The organism is Cecembia calidifontis (genome assembly GCF_004216715.1).
Lineage (GTDB): Bacteria > Bacteroidota > Bacteroidia > Cytophagales > Cyclobacteriaceae > Cecembia_A > Cecembia_A calidifontis.
In genome coordinates this window covers 2,272,637-2,291,430 of record NZ_SGXG01000001.1, presented here as the reverse complement: position 1 = coordinate 2,291,430, position 18,794 = coordinate 2,272,637, and the positions used below count along the sequence as shown (strand labels likewise).

General features: G+C 43.4%; 12 protein-coding genes and 1 pseudogene. 7 read left to right on the top strand and 6 right to left on the bottom strand.

Features of this window, described 5'->3' with window-relative positions; translation table 11 throughout:
* The first annotated feature begins 22 nt into the window (after positions 1-22).
* Entirely contained in the window at positions 23-706 is a 684-nt protein-coding gene (locus BC751_RS10050) for a hypothetical protein (RefSeq protein WP_242617429.1), read from the top strand.
* On the opposite strand, the gene BC751_RS10045 is transcribed toward BC751_RS10050, so the two are convergent.
* Together BC751_RS10045 and BC751_RS10040 are read right to left on the bottom strand one after the other, a co-directional pair.
* Positions 670-1,620, bottom strand: coding sequence for an IS3 family transposase (locus tag BC751_RS10045; protein WP_242617320.1), 951 nt, complete (start codon positions 1,618-1,620; stop codon positions 670-672). The genes BC751_RS10050 and BC751_RS10045 overlap by 37 nt on opposite strands.
* The gene (locus BC751_RS10040) at positions 1,617-2,012 is read right to left on the bottom strand and encodes a transposase (protein ID WP_130273830.1); all 396 of its coding nucleotides are present in this window, start codon (positions 2,010-2,012) and stop codon (positions 1,617-1,619) included. Before BC751_RS10040 ends, BC751_RS10045 begins: the two co-directional genes overlap by 4 nt.
* A gap of 60 nt (positions 2,013-2,072) precedes the next feature.
* Between BC751_RS10040 and BC751_RS10035 the strand changes: the two are divergent.
* The 3 genes and pseudogenes from BC751_RS10035 to BC751_RS10030 form a co-directional block, all read left to right on the top strand.
* Positions 2,073-2,483: pseudogene (locus BC751_RS10035) on the top strand (ThuA domain-containing protein); the annotation flags it as partial.
* A 54-nt stretch (positions 2,484-2,537) separates the two neighbouring features.
* Positions 2,538-2,690 carry a hypothetical protein gene (locus BC751_RS21910; RefSeq protein ID WP_165389823.1) on the top strand — a complete coding sequence of 51 codons (153 nt, stop codon included), beginning with the start codon at positions 2,538-2,540 and terminating at the stop codon, positions 2,688-2,690.
* 68 nt (positions 2,691-2,758) lie between these two features.
* Positions 2,759-3,610: a sugar phosphate isomerase/epimerase family protein gene (locus tag BC751_RS10030; protein ID WP_130275414.1), complete on the top strand. Its 852-nt coding sequence runs from the start codon at positions 2,759-2,761 to the stop codon at positions 3,608-3,610.
* A gap of 110 nt (positions 3,611-3,720) precedes the next feature.
* Here the strand turns inward: BC751_RS10030 and BC751_RS10025 are convergent, their stop codons facing one another.
* The 4 genes from BC751_RS10025 to BC751_RS10010 form a co-directional block, all read right to left on the bottom strand.
* Positions 3,721-4,527, bottom strand: a complete 807-nt coding sequence (locus BC751_RS10025; RefSeq protein ID WP_130275413.1) for an alpha/beta fold hydrolase — start codon at positions 4,525-4,527, stop codon at positions 3,721-3,723.
* A 306-nt stretch (positions 4,528-4,833) separates the two neighbouring features.
* The gene (locus tag BC751_RS10020) at positions 4,834-5,658 is read right to left on the bottom strand and encodes a sugar phosphate isomerase/epimerase family protein (protein ID WP_242617428.1); all 825 of its coding nucleotides are present in this window, start codon (positions 5,656-5,658) and stop codon (positions 4,834-4,836) included.
* Between the two features lie 10 nt (positions 5,659-5,668).
* Positions 5,669-8,404 (bottom strand): DUF6797 domain-containing protein, encoded by a 2,736-nt coding sequence (locus BC751_RS10015; RefSeq protein ID WP_242617427.1) that lies wholly within the window; start codon positions 8,402-8,404, stop codon positions 5,669-5,671.
* Between the two features lie 87 nt (positions 8,405-8,491).
* Positions 8,492-11,473 (bottom strand): PVC-type heme-binding CxxCH protein, encoded by a 2,982-nt coding sequence (locus tag BC751_RS10010; protein WP_242617426.1) that lies wholly within the window; start codon positions 11,471-11,473, stop codon positions 8,492-8,494.
* 576 nt (positions 11,474-12,049) lie between these two features.
* On the opposite strand from BC751_RS10010, the gene BC751_RS10005 reads away from it, so the two are divergent.
* The 3 genes from BC751_RS10005 to BC751_RS09995 are packed head-to-tail and all read left to right on the top strand — an operon-like array spanning position 12,050 to position 18,594.
* Positions 12,050-14,434 carry a DUF1549 domain-containing protein gene (locus tag BC751_RS10005; RefSeq protein ID WP_130275411.1) on the top strand — a complete coding sequence of 795 codons (2,385 nt, stop codon included), beginning with the start codon at positions 12,050-12,052 and terminating at the stop codon, positions 14,432-14,434.
* Between the two features lie 27 nt (positions 14,435-14,461).
* Positions 14,462-15,892 carry a DUF1501 domain-containing protein gene (locus BC751_RS10000; RefSeq protein ID WP_130275410.1) on the top strand — a complete coding sequence of 477 codons (1,431 nt, stop codon included), beginning with the start codon at positions 14,462-14,464 and terminating at the stop codon, positions 15,890-15,892.
* A 44-nt stretch (positions 15,893-15,936) separates the two neighbouring features.
* Positions 15,937-18,594 carry a c-type cytochrome gene (locus BC751_RS09995; protein ID WP_130275409.1) on the top strand — a complete coding sequence of 886 codons (2,658 nt, stop codon included), beginning with the start codon at positions 15,937-15,939 and terminating at the stop codon, positions 18,592-18,594.
* Positions 18,595-18,794 lie beyond the last annotated feature (200 nt).

Genomic DNA, 18,794 nt, shown 5'->3' with positions numbered 1-18,794 from the left:
AAAGCGTATAAAAAATTGAAGTATGAATGACTTGAAAAACATGCGCTCCATTCAGGGCAAATTGATGCTTTTATTGACTTTATTTATCATTGTTGGAAATGCATGCAAAGCTCAAGAAGGAAAAACATGGCTCCGATTCGAAGGAAAAGAAGGTCCTGGAAAAGGCAAGCATATTGTTCTTATCAGCGGTGACGATGAATACCGATCAGAAGAAGCCATGCCCATGTTGGGCAGGTTATTGGCTCAACATTATGGATTTACCTGCACGGTTCTTTTTCCCATCGAGCCTGAAACAGGTCATATCGTCCCCTCTTATCAAAACAACATTCCCGGCCTTGAACATTTGGAAACTGCGGATCTGATGATCTTATTGACCAGATTCAGGGAATTGCCTGATGAACAGACCCAACATTTCCATAATTACCTTCTGACAGGGAAGCCCATCATAGGGATGAGGACCGCTACTCATGCTTTCCATTATGAAAAAAACAAAAACAGTCCTTTTGCGAAATACCACTGGAGAAATACAGAAAAAGGCTGGGAAGGGGGATTTGGTCAACAAATTCTCGGAGAAACTTGGGTTGCCCATCATGGAGACCATGGAAAAGAAGGAGCAAGAGGACTGATAGATGGTCTCTGTTCTTCCCTGAATAGCGTTGACCGTTTGGTTCAACATTCATTAAATATTTCCATCGGGCAATCATGAGCCAGAGGTTCTTCTCTTGGGCAAACTTCGAAGGGGCTCGATGCCCCTAAGAAGTTTTTTCTTCCTTCGGTATAAACAATCACCGTCGGTCTTTCTTGGGCTTTTAAATTTAGTATATTTTTATAAAATCCCATGGGGGTGTATTTCATTTTAAATCCCCTGTGTAGTCTTATGCTGTTGTAGTTGGCTACAGCTTTCGCCACTTTTCTTTTCAGGTCGCTGAAATCTTTGATTATCCACCTTTTGAGGTATTCATTTTTTATGATTCCATTGATTCGTTCTGCGTAGGGGTTTTCCCATGCGATATTTCCCATACTGATATGGATATTGTTTTTGTTGAGCAAGGAGGTGTATTCTTTACTACTGTACTGGGAACCTTTATCTGAGTGGTGGATCAGGCCCCAAGGCTGGTATCTCAAAGTACTGAGGGCCATTTTCATAGCTTTGATATTACCTTCTGTGCGCAAGTTGTCGTTGACCGAATATCCCACGATGATCCTGGTATAAACATCAATAATGAAGACCAAATAATAGAATTCACCATTGAGGTAAAAGTAAGTGATATCGGTTTGGATGACCTGAAAAGGTCTGTTTATGGCCATACCTTCGATAAGGTTTGGATAAGAATAAAGGCCTGCGTAAGTGGTTTTCTGGTAGTTTTTTATTTTTTTGATACCATATCCCATTTCCATGAAAATTTCACAGAATTGATCCCTTCCCATGAATTCGGGTTTCAATGTATAATACATTTTTTCGACCCCACATCCTGGATGGTCTTCCCTGAGCTCATCGGCCAGGATTACCAGTTGGGCAATTTCAAGATCGAATGCTTGCTGCCTTTTTTTGGCTTGTTGAACGGCCTGCTTGGTTACTCCAACAGTCCGATAAAGTTCATTGAGCGAATGGTTTATCATACTTTTGTTGGATTGGAACCACCAGAGTGTGGGGTTTTGGAGTTTTTTTTAATATCGATTGAGTAAGTTTCTTTGGCCAAATCAATCATTTTTTCCAAATAATCAATCATGATCTGTTTTTGGCCAACGGTACGCTCGAGATCTTTGACCTTTTCTTCGAGTTCTTTGAGCCTATTGGTTTGACTGTCTTTCATCTCAATTATCCTGATATTTTTTTCATTATAGGTCGAATACTTATAAATCCAATGATAAATAACTGAGTTCACAATTCCATAATGTCGCTCCATTTGCTGAACTGTCATGATTCCTTTCTCAAAATCATCAACCAACTTACGTTTAAATTCCTCTGAAAATCTACGCTGAGAATTAATCCTTTTTCCTGTTTTTAACATCTTTTTTCTCGGTTAAAAACGGTCAACCTATTTCAGGGAAGGACACTCGCCCAACAAGAGGACCATCCCATTCTCAGAGGAGTTAAAGATATTTGGGTTGCCTCAGACGTCTACACAGTAAAAAACCTTCCTCAGGAAGCTGAGGTGCTGGTCTACGGTGCAGCCACTTCCGGCATGAGCCCTGATTCACCCATCAACTGGAAAAAATCCATCATGCCCATGGCCTGGACAAAAAATTATCAGATTGAGGGCGGGAAGCAAGGGAAGGTATTTACCACCACCATGGGCGCCTCCATAGACCTGATAAGCGATGACTTAAGAAGGCTAATAGTCAATGCTGCTTTTTGGGCCTTGGATATGCCGGAAAAAATCACAAATGATATGAATGTTTCCATTGTAGGCAGGTATGAACCATCCATGTTTGGCTTTGGAACATTCAGAAAAGGCATGAAGGTGGAAGATTTCAGGTAAAAAAGATAAAAGACGCTAGACGCAAGATACAAGATTAGGAAATACTAATGATTTATGAACCAAAACGGTCAATGGTATTTAGGGGATGACAGAATGAACCAGGTAAAAATAACCATAGCCTGCCCAAGCATCGCGGTACCAAGTAGGGTTTCAGGAAATGAAAGAAAGGCTACATCAATTACTGAAAAAGCTATTGAAAAGGGGTAATTTATCCTTAAATTTCAAGTAAAGTCTTCGATTCCGCTAATTAACCAATAACCTTAATCCAATAACCAATGAATAAAATCGGATTCAATGTTTTGGCCTGGTCCGCCAACATGTCAGATGAGCTCAAACCTATCCTGGAAAGACTCAAGAAAATCGGCTATGATGGGGCGGAATTTTTTGTGGGTTCAACAGATGTAGCGGCCTATAAAAATATAGGGGACTATTGCCGACAAATTGGCTTGGAAGTTACTACCGTCTCTGTGCTTAGCCCCGAAGAAAATCTGATCAGCCCTGATGCAGCAGTCCGACAAAAAGGATTAGATAAAATCAAATGGATCATAGACAGGTCACATGACCTGGGATCGCAGGTCTTATGCGGCCCCATTCATTCTGCTTTTGCCACTTTTTCGAAAGCTGCTCCTCAGGAAGTAGAATACGAAAGAAGCGCTGAAATCCTCCATCAGGCAGGGGAGTATGCGGCCCAAGCTGGAATGCTGCTCGCACCAGAGGCATTGAACCGGTTTGAATGCTACCTCTGTAATACCATGGAGCAACTGGGGCATTTGCTGCAAAAGGTCAATCATCCCAATGTGAGGGCCATGTTTGACACCCATCATGCCAATATGGAAGAAAAAAAAATGGGGGATGCTATCCGAAAAATCGGCCCACGATTAGCGCATTTCCATATCAGTGAAAATGACCGTGGCACGCCCGGTTCAGGACATGTCCCCTGGGACGAAACTTTCGCAGCATTGGCCGAAATTCAATACAAAGGATGGCTGACCATAGAAGGCTTTACACGAAACGATCCCGATTTTGCCAATTCTATTGGTGTTTGGAGGCAGTTTTCCGAGCCTTGGGATATGGCAGAAAATGGGTACCGAATGATTAGGGAAATGGGCGCAAAGCATGGGCTTTGAACCCAATCCTGAAATTTACCCTTAATCAGATAATGGATAAAATCATTTAATGGAGAAAATGTATTGCTTGGGGCTCTCGATTATTCCTAATATTGATTACAGGCCCTACATCAAGGCTGTCCACCCAACCATTCCCTCACCCGCTCATTAAAATCCTCCAAGTTCTCCCAATGAAAAGCATGACCGCTTTTTGGGTAGATATGCAATTTGGCATTGGGGATGGCTGAGGCAACTTCCCTGGTCATCCATACCGGCGTAAAAACATCTTCTTCTCCGCCAAGTACAAAAACAGGGCATTTTATTTCTTTCAGGTCCTCCAAAACAGAATGGTTGATACAGGCTTCAGCCTGTCCTTCCAAACCTATCAAGGGCTGTGGATTTGGATCCAAGGCTGCATTTTTACGGTCTTCCAATATAGATTGATAGAAATCCTCATCATCCCAGGACTGTTTTGAAAAAATCAACAACTGAATATAAACGCTGAATTCCTCTGGTTTCAACCTTGCTTTGCAATCCTTCATATGCTGGAAAATAGCCTTGGCGGTGTTGTCACATCTTGCCCATGGACACATCAGGACCATAGCTTTGACTCTTGAAGGGAAATGGATAGCAAGTTGTTGGGCAATAATACTTCCCATAGAAACTCCGGCCACTTTGACTACTCCTAAGCCTAAATAATCCAAAATCCCAATACAATCCTTGGCCATCTGAAGGGAAGTATAGGGGCCTGCAGGTTTATCGGATTTTCCAACACCCCTGTTGTCCACCAGGATGCATCGAAAAAATTTGGCCCAATGGGCCACATGCTTTTCCCAGACCGAACCCGGGGCTGTGATACCCATAATCAAAAGCAAGGGTTCCCCCGAACCCCTTTCTTCAAAGTAGATGTTGGTTCCGTTGGTGTTTATTGTTGGCATAGAAATGGTTTGTTTGTTTTAAAAAGAATCAATTTTTTGTTTTGTGCAATTATTTTCAATGATAATTTTCGCGCCTAATTTATTAATATTCAACTCCTTCAGGGTTGAGGATTTGACACAAAAATCTATTTAACCCCACGTTTTACGTGGGGCTATTCAAGGTTCAATCCTTTCAGGGTTATTGGTATTATTCACTTCAAATAGTTATCCTGCTTCTTGCCTCTTGATTCTTGATTCTTGTTTCTTGGCTCATATCTCCAATCTCTCGCTTCTCGTCTCTAATCTATCATGTCTCTTCTCTAGATTCTACCTCAAGCCCTTCACCAATACCTCATTCACCCACTTCCCATCATGGAGCGTGACAAAATCCGGATCTTCCAGGGCTTCTTCTCCTTCATCCTCACAGATAATCCATCCTCCAAAACCTATATCTTTTAACCATTGGGTAATACCCAAAAAGTCCACTTTGCCATTGCCCATAAGGGTGAATTCGGGATTCCCATTCCAATCTTTATAATGCACATGGTTGATAATAGCCTGATATTCCTTCATTTTGGCCAAAGGATCCATTCCTCCATTGATAATATGCCCAACATCAGGGCACCATCCGGTAACGGAATGGTCCAAACCTTCCAAAATCACTTTGTAATCCTCCTCAGTCCGGGTAATGGAAGTATGCGGTGAATTGGGATGAAAACTGCTTTCAACTCCCCTGTTTTTTGCCCTTCTGGAAACCGTGTTTACGATATTGATTAGGTTTTTTCTCCTTTGAATTAAATCATGACGGCCTGTAGGAATCTGAACCGTGCAAAGTACCGAACCAGGAAACCTCTTCAGCAGGTCTATGGCATTGTCTGCCACTTTTTTCTCTTCATCTGTTTCTTCGGTGCCATTCCAGTCCAAAGCCAAAGCTACAGCTGCCAATTCAATCCCCTGTTCCTTCAACTTTTCCTCCAACAAAACAGGGTCACTTAACTTCCCCATCCAAGTAAAGATAGGTTGAATTCCTTTGAAACCAGCCTGAGCGATGATTTCGATCATATGCCCCAATCGGTCTTTGTAAGTTTCCCCGTTGTTGTTCATGTACCAGGTATAGACCTCAGCGCCGAATTTGAATGGTAGGTTTTTCATAGTTTATTTTTTAGAGGATTGAACTTTCTCCTAGCCTGTGAATGGTATTCTGAATCAATCCTTCAACGCTTTCACCTTTCTCGCTTTTTAGATTGAATTGGATTTCCATTACCCAGGTGGGTTGGATGTTTGGAATCTTCAGTTTTAGGGTTTTTCCATCCTTGGATATATCGGCTTTTGAAACTTCCAATGTTTGGACATTGTAATGGGAAGAACCATATTTTCTTGACCGAAGCAAGTCCCAAGTTTTTACAGAATAATTATTTAATTCTTTTGCACTATTTATATCCAAACTTTCCGAAAAGGTCAATTCAAGCCCATCTTTCATAACCTGAATTCCAATAGGAACATGCATCGGCTTTCCCGTGGCCCTAATCCTGTAAAGCCCACCCAATTGAGGCTGTGTCGAGCCCCAGGCAGAGAGACCGCAAACATATAATTGACCATCTCCTGGATTAAAACGACCCCGCATAATACCTGTGGAGAATCTGGGTATGGGCAACTCATAAATCCCTCCCTGTACCTGATCCCCGATTTTTTCAAATGGTACTACAAAGACTTTTCCGTAACCGTAAGATAAATTCAGCAACTTACCATTTAAAGCTCCCCATTTTTTACTTTCCACCCAAAGTAATTCAGAGGGTGATTGGTCACGGTCTCTCTCCACCCAAACCAAAGGCTGTTCCATTCCCAAGTCAGTACTGTCCGCAGGAGGATTATACCCAAACATATTCCCATAGAATCCTCCCTTTTTCACCCAATTGATGCGGTTCATAGGATTCCAGTGACCCTCCTGGTCAGTAACAATAAATGTTCCGTCAGGATTGAGACAAACACCATTTGCTGCCCGGAATCCATGGGCTATAATTTCTGAATTTCTCCCATCTTTACTTACTTTTATCAATGTACCATGTTGGGGCACCAGCGCCTCCCTGGCATGCCTTGCACTCTTGGCATAATAAAAATTACCCTCTTTATCAGTCTGAAGCCCCATCGCAAATTCGTGAAAATGATCAGTCACCTGATGGTCATTATTAAAGCTCTCATAAAAATCTGTTTCTCTGTCCCCATTGAAATCATGTAATCGGACAAGTTGATCCCTGCAGGTGACAAAAATTTCTCCATTGACCACTTTTATCCCGAGGGGTTGGAAAAGCCCGGAGGCTATCCTTTGCCATGTCAACTCTCCTGACTTAGCCGTAAAACCTTCTACAAACCACACATCACCATCTGTGGTGCAAACCACTCCTTGATTGGGGTTCTTAAAAAAATCAATGCCGCTTAATCTAAACTGATTTTTCCAAGGACTGTCAAAAGGCGGATTCATAACATCTACTTGAAAAGGCCCATCAGACTCTACCATTGCAATGGTACTCTTTAATTTTTGGGGATAGCGGGCAGGCCCTCCTTTGGTAAAAGCCTTTAAAGATTCTGGTGCTGATGATTGTTTTGCGTATGCTTCTAAGCCCTTCATACCGGCTTTACCGATCAATAATTTAATTTTCGCGGGTACAGAGGGCTGAACTTCCATTAGGATAAAATCACCCTCTTCCTTAAGGAGAGCCCCATTGCCTATCAAGGAAACTGCAGTTCCTTTGGGCGCAACCCTCATCTTCAATTTCCTATCTGAGGGGGAAATATTCAGGGTTCTTGTAAACACCGGAAATTGGTCCAAGGATTCTAAACCAAAGGTTTCCAACACCGAGGAATTTCCAACAGTGTAAGAAAGGATAAGGCGATCAGCAAATTGATACATTCCTTTAAAGTGTGCCCATTCTCTGGGCAAAGGACCGAACTTTCTTTTGTCCCTCGCCATAAACCTGGGATCATCAAAAGTACCGGTATTTGGGTTGGCCCAACCTGGCCCTACCCTGTTCTCAAAATGGAGATCACCCACCGTTCGTGGGGAAATATTGTGTCTTCCATTAAACAAGATGGCTTCCCAATCAATAAATCCCTCTCCTGTCCAGGCACCGGCAACCCTCATCAGGTCATGATCAAACATCATCCAGCTTTTTCCCGCAGCAATGCCTCCCTTCCCTTTATCCAATCTTACCGCTATCCCTTTGTAGGCAAAATTGGCATTGACATAATTCTCATCAGGCAAGGGGGAAGGTCCGGAAGACCTTTCTCTTGGAGGAGCGTTCAGCCCTACCAATTCATAAGTGTTGACCAAAAAGTTGCCGTAGTCCATCTCAGCCCAGGGCTTGAATTCCTTCGGGGCAGGTCCCATATTCCTTCCAGCCGGAAGACTGGCCAAATAGGTGGAATCTATATCAAAATATTGTCCTGGATTATTTTCCAACAAAAAGGTCTCCCTGATAAAATGGATGATATCATACTTTTCCACCGGTGTTAAATTGGTTTGGGGAGGCATAGACCCGTAGCCCCTTGTAAGGGTTTGGTAAATGGAAAAAGGGTCATTACCGACTTTAAAAGTATCCTTCCAAAATTTAAAAGCGGTGGGCAATGATCCCTCCTGATCGGTATTTCCGTGGCAATTGAAGCAAATATTGTTATAAATGTGCTCCCCTGTTCTCAGTGATTCCCCATGCCTATCCCCCCAGGCTTCAATCAGTCCCTGGTGATCAATTTCCTTTTCATAATCAGGAAGTTCTGATTCAGAAAGAATAAACACGGACAAACCGGCAGATTCGGAAACTTGACTTTTTTGCCCTTGATTACAAGCCATCATCCCTAAGAGGAAAAATATGGAACAAGTAAATACCTCTGTTTTTTTCATCATCTCTTTCTTTGGACAAAGTCAAATCAAACTGTTTCAATCCCCTTAGCGTCTTACATTCCCAAATCAATCCCTCCCATTTTTTTTACTTTATTTTTCCATAGGATGTATTTTCAATAATTCTGCTGGGGAATAAAAGCCTTTCTTGTCAGCAACAGCAGCCCTGATTTCCTTAACTTTTTCCGGTCTTATGGCTGGAGCTTGATTTCCAAAAGAATTTCTCACATAAGTAAGCACTGCGGCAATTTCATTGTCGTTGAGCATGCCTTCATAGGGGGTCATGGGGACCTGTCCGGGATATTCCCTTCCCAACACCTCCATAGGGCCCAAAAGCCCTTTCAAGACCAATTTGATCAACCTTTCTTCGCTTCCCAAAACCCAAGGGGTACCAACAATCGGTGGAAATTGGGAAGCCGAAAGACCTCTTCCATCAGGCTGATGGCAAGTAACACAAAAACCGTCCCTATTATAAATTTCCTTTCCCATAAGATACAACTCCAAGTCTGCGCCTGTTAAATTAGATTTAACCTCCTCTTCTTTTTTTTCTCTTACCGAAATTCCATTGATATGGGCTACTGCAGCTTCATGGGCATGCACCATCCACTTGTCCAGGGGCATTTTCTCTGCTTCTGCTAAAATCGGTAAACCCTTTTCTTTAGGAAGCCATGATGCTGCAGTAATGGCTTCCAATCTCACCCTGCCATGATGATCCCTTGCTGCCTGCATCAAAAGCTCTGCCTGATCCCTGACCTGATGACCTGTGTACCTCAAAACCCTGACCGCTGCCGCACGGACCCTGAAATCCTCAGCCTGAAGCAATTGCCTAAGTAAAGACTGGTCCACTTTATTTAATCCCCAGCTTACCCATAAAGCTTCCAAAAGATAGGCTTCATATTTAGGCTCATTTTTATCCAAAGAGGCGGTCCAGGTATTAATGGCTTTCAAAACCTGATTGGCATCCCGACCCCTTAATTCTCTTCTTGTCCTATACCTTGTCCTTAATTCAGGCAATTTCAAATTGTCCAAAAGTTCCGGAATACTGGCGCCATGTATTTTGGCAGGCTGCACCAATGGTCTGGAAGGATAGGTAATGCGATAGACCCTTCCATGAACATGGTCCCTTAGCGGATCCCTTGCATTGTGCTGCATATGGCCTATCAGCACGTTGTGCCAATCGATAAAATAGAGCGAACCATCAGGTGCAAACTCCATATCCACCGGGCGGAAGTTCCTGTCATTTCCCTTTACCAAATCCAATCGGTGACGGGTTTTGTAACCGGTCCCATCATCCTCAATGGCATGTTGCTTCATGCCTAAAAAACCAATGGTATTATTGATCAAAAGATCACCTTGGACTTCATCAGGAAAATGCCTGCTCGAGACAAATTCCAACCCTGATGTTGGTCTTACCCTATGGGCTTCCTCAATCAAATTGTAGGATTTATGGGTAGCTTCACCATACCTGGGCAAAACTGTTCCCGGCATCATCCACATCACATCCGGTCCCGAAGTCTCTGCAAAGAAATTCTGCCCATATTCGTCAAATGCAATCCCCCAGGGATTTGGAACGGCCAATTGTGCGGTCCTTTCCAAATGGTGCCTGGAAGGATTATACCGGAAAAACCCTCCATTGGTGGCACGAACCGGCCCATAAGATGTCTCTACATTGGAGTGAAGAAAAACCCCTTCCGCCATATAAATTGCCCCGGAGGGATCAGCGGCAAAAGCAGAAATCACATGGTGTGTATCATGGTCATCAAAACCACTGAGCAAAACTTCCACCTTATCCGCCCTGTCATCTCCATTGGTATCTATTAGAATTTTCAGATGGGTACCTTGGGAAACATAAACCCCTTCCGGTGCTATCTCAAATCCCATAGGAAGATGAAGCCCATCAGCAAATACAATTTGCTTATCCGCTTTCCCGTCCCCATTAGTATCTTCCAGAATGATGATTTTGTCATTGGGCTTGGCATTACCGGGTTTGTAGTGGGGGTAGCTGGGACATGTGGCAACCCATAACCTGCCTTTATTGTCAAAACTCATCTGAACCGGATTGGCCAAATCCGGAAATTCCACTTCAGAGGCAAATAACTCTATTTTATACCCCTCCGGTACCTTTAGTTGATCCAAGGCATCCTGTCCATACAAATAAGTCAAACTGCCATTTTGTTGGGGATTGAAATTGGTCTCTACAGGAGGTATGTCAATCGTGTTTTTGTCAGCCTCTGCGAGGTCCATCCTTTCCCCCTTTGATGCCTTCCAGATGGCCTCATCCCTGATGGCCGTCATTTGTCTTATTTTTTCAAGTTCGTAGGGATAATTATCCGGACCAAACGGTTTATACCTTCTCCCATATACATGGACCCCATTGGGAATCTTATAATCATTATGCCACATCCAGTTTTTCTCCATTACCATCTCATGGATCAGGTCCCTATGCTGGGCCGCCTTGGCTTTAGTTTTACCAAACACCTGATCTGCCAACAAAACCGCCAATTTTTGGTAACCCTGCTCATTCAGTTGGGAACCATCAATGGTTAAAGGTTCCGCGCTGGAAGCATACCATTTTTTTGAAGGGGTAAATGCATCAACAAAAAGAACCTTATGTTTCCCTGCGACCTCCTTCATGGCCAAAGTATACAACTCCAGGTTTTTATTTTCCTTTTCCCCATTCGGTAAATCCTTAATATCAGATAAATCCTCGAATGCTATAGGTGAAATAATGGCCAATTGGGGCGGTGTATTTCCGTTGTAATTTTGTTGCAAAGTATGCCTGATAAAAGCATCCAGCTCGGCTTTATAATTTTCAAGTCCCTCCTCACCTTGGAAAGACTCATTGAATCCGAAAAAAGCCAGAATGATATCGGCCTTATGCCTGTACAACCACTCATCAGGAGTTTCAAAATGCCCCTGGCTGTCTGAAAAATTGGCAAATTCCGTCTGAAATTCTTCAGCACCGGGAAAAGCCCAGGGAGATACCCTTCCTGAATGCGGCCTGAAACCTGGCGTATTGCCACCGTCACACATGTTGCGAATGTATAGCAAACTATCTGGGTAGCGAACATGCATTTCGGTTTCAAAAAGCCCATATTCCATCATTCTGGAACCCAGATTGTTACCAATAAGGATAATATGATCGCCTTTTTTTAAATTAATACTTTCTTTTTGGGAGCATTGGAAAGCCAAAGTCAAAAAAAACCAAAAAGGCCAAGGTTTTTAGCAATTTTCTATTGCGGATTATTAGAGGGTTTCTCATTCTTAAAGATCATAAATTTGTCAATGGTCATGTCCTGCTCCAGAAAGGTATAAAGGGACAACCTCCTACATATTCAAAGAAATCTTTCCTTTATTTACCTGCCTCGGAAATGGATTAACCTAACTGGAATTTAATGATTTACCATGAAATGCAAAAAAAATTGATGGCAAGTGGTAAAAATAAGTTTCGTAGGGCTTTTAGCTTCTCGAAGATAAGAGCTTAGCGGAACTTCACTTTAGGATTTTAACAGTAAAGCAAGTTTACCTACCATATTACCTCTGGTTCCCTGTCAAACAGGTGGGTACAGGACAGTTATTTGTAAAAAAAAGCAGAAAATTATATATTGACTTTTCAGGTCCTCGTCTCAAAAAAATGGCCCACAATAACCTATGATGGCAGAAAATTTCTGGCTTTGGCAATTCCTTGGCAGGCTTCATCCCCTTGTGGTCCATTTTCCTATTGCCCTATTGGTTTTTGCTGCCTTCCTAGAACTGTTTACCATTGGGAAATACCCATCCAAATGGAGACCCGGCATCAATGCCATCCTCCTTGGTGGTATTTTCTCAGCACTTATTTCTGCCTTTTTTGGATGGCAGTTGGCCAGAAACGAAAATATTTCAGGTGATCTCTTAGATCAACACCAGCTTTTTGGATTCATCTCGGCAACCACATGCCTCGTTTTGTTATGGATTTGGAGCAGTGTCGCATTAAAAAATAGGCTGGAATATTTAAAATATTATAGGGCAACTCTTTTCATCACCCTTATCGGGATCATCATCACCGGTCATTTGGGTGCTTCCCTTACCCATGGAGAAGATTTTCTTTCCAGCACTTTACCCTGGAGCGAAGCTTCTTCTACTTATCCGGCCAGTAATTTTGATTTAGCCGATTACCAATCAGAAGGAGGGGCACTTACTCCATCTTCCGAACTTAAATTGATCGGTGAAATAAGGGCCATCCTTGCCCATAACTGCTACAAGTGCCATAGCGGCGCCAAGATTGAAGGGGATTTAAGATTGGATACTAAGGAATTTGCATTAAAAGGTGGAAAGTCGGGAGCAGTAATAGTGGCCGGATCGCCACAAAAAAGTGAGTTGATCAGAAGGATCAAACTCCCCCAAAACCACAAAGAGGTCATGCCTTCCAAAGGTAATCCCTTGAGCAAAGAGGAAGTTGCCCTGCTCAGCATTTGGGTGGAAAAAGGAGCCCCTTGGCCTGATAATGCCGCCAACCCCAGTATATACAGGGTGGCAGACCTAGCTCCACGGAGGCCCTCCCTGCCAAAGGCAGTTAAAGGATTGACAAACCCTGTGGACCTATTTGTCTATGACTATTTTCAGAAAAAAGGATTGCCCTGGCCTGAAGGCGTAGATGATAAGACTTTCGTAAGAAGATTATACCTTGACATGATAGGCCTACTGCCCGATCCGGCAGATTTGGATGCTTTCACAAAGGATCCAAGACCGGACAAGAGCGCTGTTTTGGTAGAGACCTTGCTCAGCAGAAATGAGGATTATGCCATGCATTGGCTAAGCTTTTGGAATGATCATTTGAGAAATGACTACACCGGTACCGGTTATATCACAAATGGAAGGTTCAATATCTCTGATTGGTTGTACCAGTCCCTTTTGAACAACAAACCTTACAATGTTTTTGTCAAAGAATTACTTTATCCAAATGAAAAATCCAAAGGCTTTATTGAAGGCATCCGTTGGAGGGGAACTGTGAATGCAAGCCAAAGAACCGAAATGCAGGCTGCTCAAAATGTTGGACAGGTGATTTTGGGCTTAAACCTCAAATGTGCCTCTTGCCATGACAGCTTTATTTCAGATTGGAAATTGGATCAGGCTTATGCCTTTGCCAACATTTTTGCGGACACTACATTGGAAATCAGCCGATGTGAACAGCCAACCGGAAAAATGGCCTCCACAAAAATCCTATGGGAAGCATTGGGGGAAATTGACAGTTTGGCCAGCAGAGCCGAGAAACTCCGGCAACTTTCGGAAAATTTGGTGCAGCCTGCCAACGGAAGGATGTACCGGACGATTGTCAACCGGGTCTGGAAACAGCTAATGGGCAGAGGATTGGTAGAACCTGTGGATGAAATGGACAATGCCCCCTGGAGCCAGGATTTACTGGATTGGCTTGCTTCTGAATTTGTAGACTCAGGCTATGACCTGAAGGGACTAATTTACCAGATTGCCAGCTCTAAAATCTATCAATCTGCTTCAGTGGGAATTAAAAGCCCGGATTTATTGATGGCTGAGGATTACATCTTCACAGGCATCGCCCGAAAGAGAATAACAGCAGAACAGTTTTCCGATGCAGTAAGTAAGGTCATATTTCCTATGTTCAATGAACAGGATCTAAAATACAATCCTTACCAATTGGCTAAAAATGAACAATCCCCTCCCCATTTTGTCAGGTCATCCTTGGTGGCAAATAACAGTTTCCTCACTGCATTGGGAAGACCTAACAGAGAAATTGTGACCACATCCAGGGATGATCAGGCCAGCCTTCTTCAAGCCCTGGAACTGACCAATGGTGAAAGGCTTTATGAGGTACTTCAAAAAGGTGCCTTCCTATGGCAGGAGAAATACAAAAACGGGGAATTGATCGCTGAGGAATTTTATCAAAAACTTCTGCTTAGAAAACCCAGCCAAAAAGAAAAGAAAATTGCAAAAGAGGCTTTGGGTGACCAACCAAAGCCAGAACAAATTCAGGATTTTTTTTGGGCGGTATTGTTACTTCCTGAATTTCAGATAATTTACTAGACTAAAAAATCAAAACCATTAACCCACATGAATGAACTTTTGAAGAGGAGAGATTTTTTAAAGAAAACCAGCGCAGCGGCGATGGCAACCATGGCTATGGGATCTCCTATTTCAGGTTTACTTTCATCCTGTCAATCCAATAATCCAATCCCTTCTTCTGCTGACAGCGTCATTCTGCTATTCATGGCTGGTGGAATGGCACACACGGAAACCTTTGATCCGAAAAAACATACTGCCTTTCGAAAAGGGATGCATTCCAGTGAAGTCCTCAGTACATTCCCCGCTGTTCCCACCGTGCTGGACGGTATTTATTTTTCAGAAGGATTGGAATCCATTGGGAAAATTATGGACCGTGGCACTTTGATACGGTCTTATGTAGCGGCAGATTTGGGACATATTTTGCATACCAGACACCAATACCATTGGCACACCTGCTATGAACCGCCCCAATCCGTGGTAGTTCCGCATATCGGTTCATGGATCGCCAAAACATTGGGCCCCTTGAACCCCGTCATCCCACCTTTTATCAATATCGGCCAAAGATTTACAGTTGGGGAAGGAGAAGAACTCAAGGCTTTTCACAGTGCCGGTTTTCTTGGATCTGAATTTGGGCCTTTTCTAATCCCAGACCCAAGTTCAGGACTCGAAAGTGTCCGGCCGCCGGTGGGGATGTCTCTTCAGCGCTTTGAAGCAAGGAACCAACTTTATGAAAACCTCATCAAAGAAAGCCCCATGGGAGAATTTGGAAGTGATTACCAAAGAGAATCCCTCAAAAGATCCATGGAGCAAGCCTATATCCTATTGAATTCTCCTGAAGCGCAAGCCTTTGACTTAAGCCAAGAACCCAGGGAAAGTTATGACATCTATAACACCGGGAAATTTGGTTTAGGCTGCCTGCTGGCCAAAAGGCTGGTCAACCAAGGGGCTAGGTTTGTCAGCGTCACCACCGAATATGAACCATTTTTTGGTTGGGACACCCATGACAACGGCCACACCCGGTTGAAAGACATGAAAAAATTAATTGACGCACCCATAGCCCAATTGATCAAAGACCTGGATGAAACGGGTAGATTGGAAAGAACCCTGGTAATTGTAGCCAGTGAATTCAGCAGGGATATGTTGACCGAAGGGCGCCCTGATTTAAAGGTCCAGGATCAGGTGGAAGTGCCTGAAATCATCGAAGACATGAAGAATTATGGCATGCACAGACATTTTACTGACGGCTGTTCTATTCTGATGTTTGGAGGCGGGATCAAAAGGGGCCATGTTTATGGCAAAACAGCCGATGAAAGGCCTTGTAAGACCATAGAAAAACCCATTAAAATCGATAGCATCCACCAGACTATCTACCATGCCTTGGGCATCCCCGCAGATACCCATTTCATGATTGAAAAAAGGCCATTTTATACAACTCCTGATGGACATGGAAAAGTAGAATTTGACCTTCTGAAAACTTAAATAATCAAATCTCAATCAACAAGTCCCTGATAACCGAAAAACCTATGTGCACAAAAAAATCAATTTTGAAATCCTTCATCTTCCTGATCACCTTAGGCTTGTTTTTTTCCTGTGGTAAAAAGGAGGAAGAAAAAACTTTAATCCATCCAAAAATAGCCAAACTGAAACTCCCTGAGGGTTTTGTGGCCGAGCACATCTACAGCCCAGGGGAAAATGATCAGGGTTCCTGGGTGGGAATGACATTCGATGACATGGGGAGGATGATTGCCACAGACCAATTTGGGGCAATTTACAGGGTTGAGATACCTCCTATCGGTGCTGAAGACCTGAATCCCAAAGTGGAAAAATTGCAAATAGGAACTGATGAAACCAAGTTGGGGATGGGCTTTGCACAAGGGATATTGTATGCATTCAACAGCCTGTATGTGACGGTCAATCATAATCCAAACGATGTTTTTGACAAAGGGACCGGACTCTACCGCTTACAGGACACCAATGGTGATGACCAATACGATAAAATCACCCTACTTAAAGCCCTTGAGGGTGAACCCGGAGAACATGGTCCCCACAGTATGATTGTATCCCCTGATAAGCAATCCATTTATCTGGTAGCAGGGAATCATGTGGATGTCCCGGAAATGAATGCTTACCGTTTGCCCAAGGTTTGGGATGAAGACAATATTTTCCCTGTCATCAAAGATCCAAGGGGGCATGCCAACAACCGCATGGCACCGGGAGGTTGGATAGCCAAGATCGATCCCGAGGGGAAAAATTGGGAAATGATCAGCGCCGGCTTTAGAAATGCGTATGATATCGCCTTCAATGAAGATGGGGATCTTTTTACCTATGATTCGGACATGGAATGGGATTTTGGAATGCCTTGGTACAGGCCTACCCGTATTTGCCATGTCACGAGTGGAAGCGAATTTGGTTGGAGAACAGGAAATCAAAAATGGTCACCTGAATATCCGGATAATTTGCCCGCTATATTAAATATTGGTCAGGGTTCCCCGACCAATGTAATGTTCGGTACTGGGTCTAATTTCCCTGAAAAATACCGAAAAGCCTTATTTGCCTTTGATTGGAGTTTCGGTATCATCTATGCTGTTTTCCTGGAACCCTCCGGCGCGACCTATTCCGCAACGGCAGAAGAATTTATTTCAGGTTCCCCCCTTCCACTGACTGACGGCGCCATAGGTCCTGATGGGGCAATGTATTTTATGACAGGGGGAAGAAGACTACAATCGGATGTTTACAGGGTATATTATGCCGGAAAAGTGGAAGATGTAGGCATAAAAAAAACCAATTCTACCCTACCGGAAGCACATCAAACAAGAAGGATGCTGGAAACCTTTCATAGTGGTGGACCAAAAGCAGGTGCAGTAGAAACTGCTTGGCCCTACCTCAAAGATGAGGATAGGTTCATCCAATATGCGGCGCGCATTGTCATAGAACACCAACCGGTCATTGAATGGCAGGAGAAGGCATTGAATGAAAAAGATCCGAAAACTTTGATCCAATCCATGATTGCCCTAATCCGACACGGTGACAAAAAACTTCAAAACAGGATCCTTGACGCCCTAATGGCTATAGATTTAGGTCAATTATCCAAAACAGATCAAATCAATCTTCTCAGGGCAGTGGAATTGAGCCTGTACCGACAGGGCATGCCTTCGAATGAATTGAAAGGAAAATTGGCCGCAATGCTGAATCCAAAATTCCCCTCAGGAAACAATGAACTGGACAGGTCGCTGAGCAAAATTCTAGTATATATTGAGGCACCTGATGCAATAGAGAAAATCGTGGCCCAACTCAGGGTAGCCAAAGATGATCCGGATTACCAAAAGACCTTCACCTCTTCCTCAGACCTAATCCTTAGAAACCCACAATACGGCCTTGACATTGCAGATATGTTGGCCAATGTACCACCTGCCCAGCAATCTTACTACGCGACTGTTTTGGGGGGTGCCAAAGCAGGTTGGACACCTGAATTGAGAGAAGCTTATTTCAAATGGATCCATGATGCTTTCCAATACAAAGGTGGCCGAAGTTATGTGGGCTTTATTGATCGGGCGAGGAAAATGGCTTTGAGCAAAGTCGATCCCGTGGACTTCGATTATTACAATGAATTGTCAGGAGCTTCTTTGCTTACGGGAAGCGGAAATGACCTGGTGGTTTCAGCGATTCAGCCACAGGGCCCTGGCAGAAACTGGAAAGTGGATGAAGCTTTGGCATTAATGGATGATTTAAAAGGAAGGGATTTGGTAAAGGGCAAAGCCATGTATGCCGCCACACTTTGTCAATCCTGCCATAGCATGCAGGGGGAAGGCGGAGCAGTCGGTCCTGACCTGACCCAATTGGGCACCCGGTTTTCCCCAAAAGATATTCTGGAATCCATTATCAATCCCAATGCGGTAATCAGTGACCAATATGCCTCAACCATTTTCTACCTTAAAGATGGCAGCTCTGTTCTGGGCAAACTGACCAATGAGGATAGGGAGAAATACTACATCTCACAAAATCCCTTTGACTCTCAGAACCTAAGAGAGATTCCAAAGATACAAGTTACAAGTAAAAAACTCTCCGAAATTTCCATCATGATGCCGGGACTGATCAATAGACTGAATGAGGAAGAATTAAAGGATTTAATGGCTTATTTGATCTCAGGGGGTAATCCAAACCATGAAGTATATCAGCAATAATTATGAGATATTAACATTAGGGAAAAAGTAAAGAAAAGCAAATGGCAGCGATTGATATGTCATGCTGAGTTTTTAAAATTTGGCACTTACAGAGAATGGAATGACATCACTTGATCCGTCATCCTGAACCGGAGCCTGCGGAGGTGAATGCTTGCCCCGCAGCATTGCGGGGGATCTTCACTATTTTGGGAGACACTTCT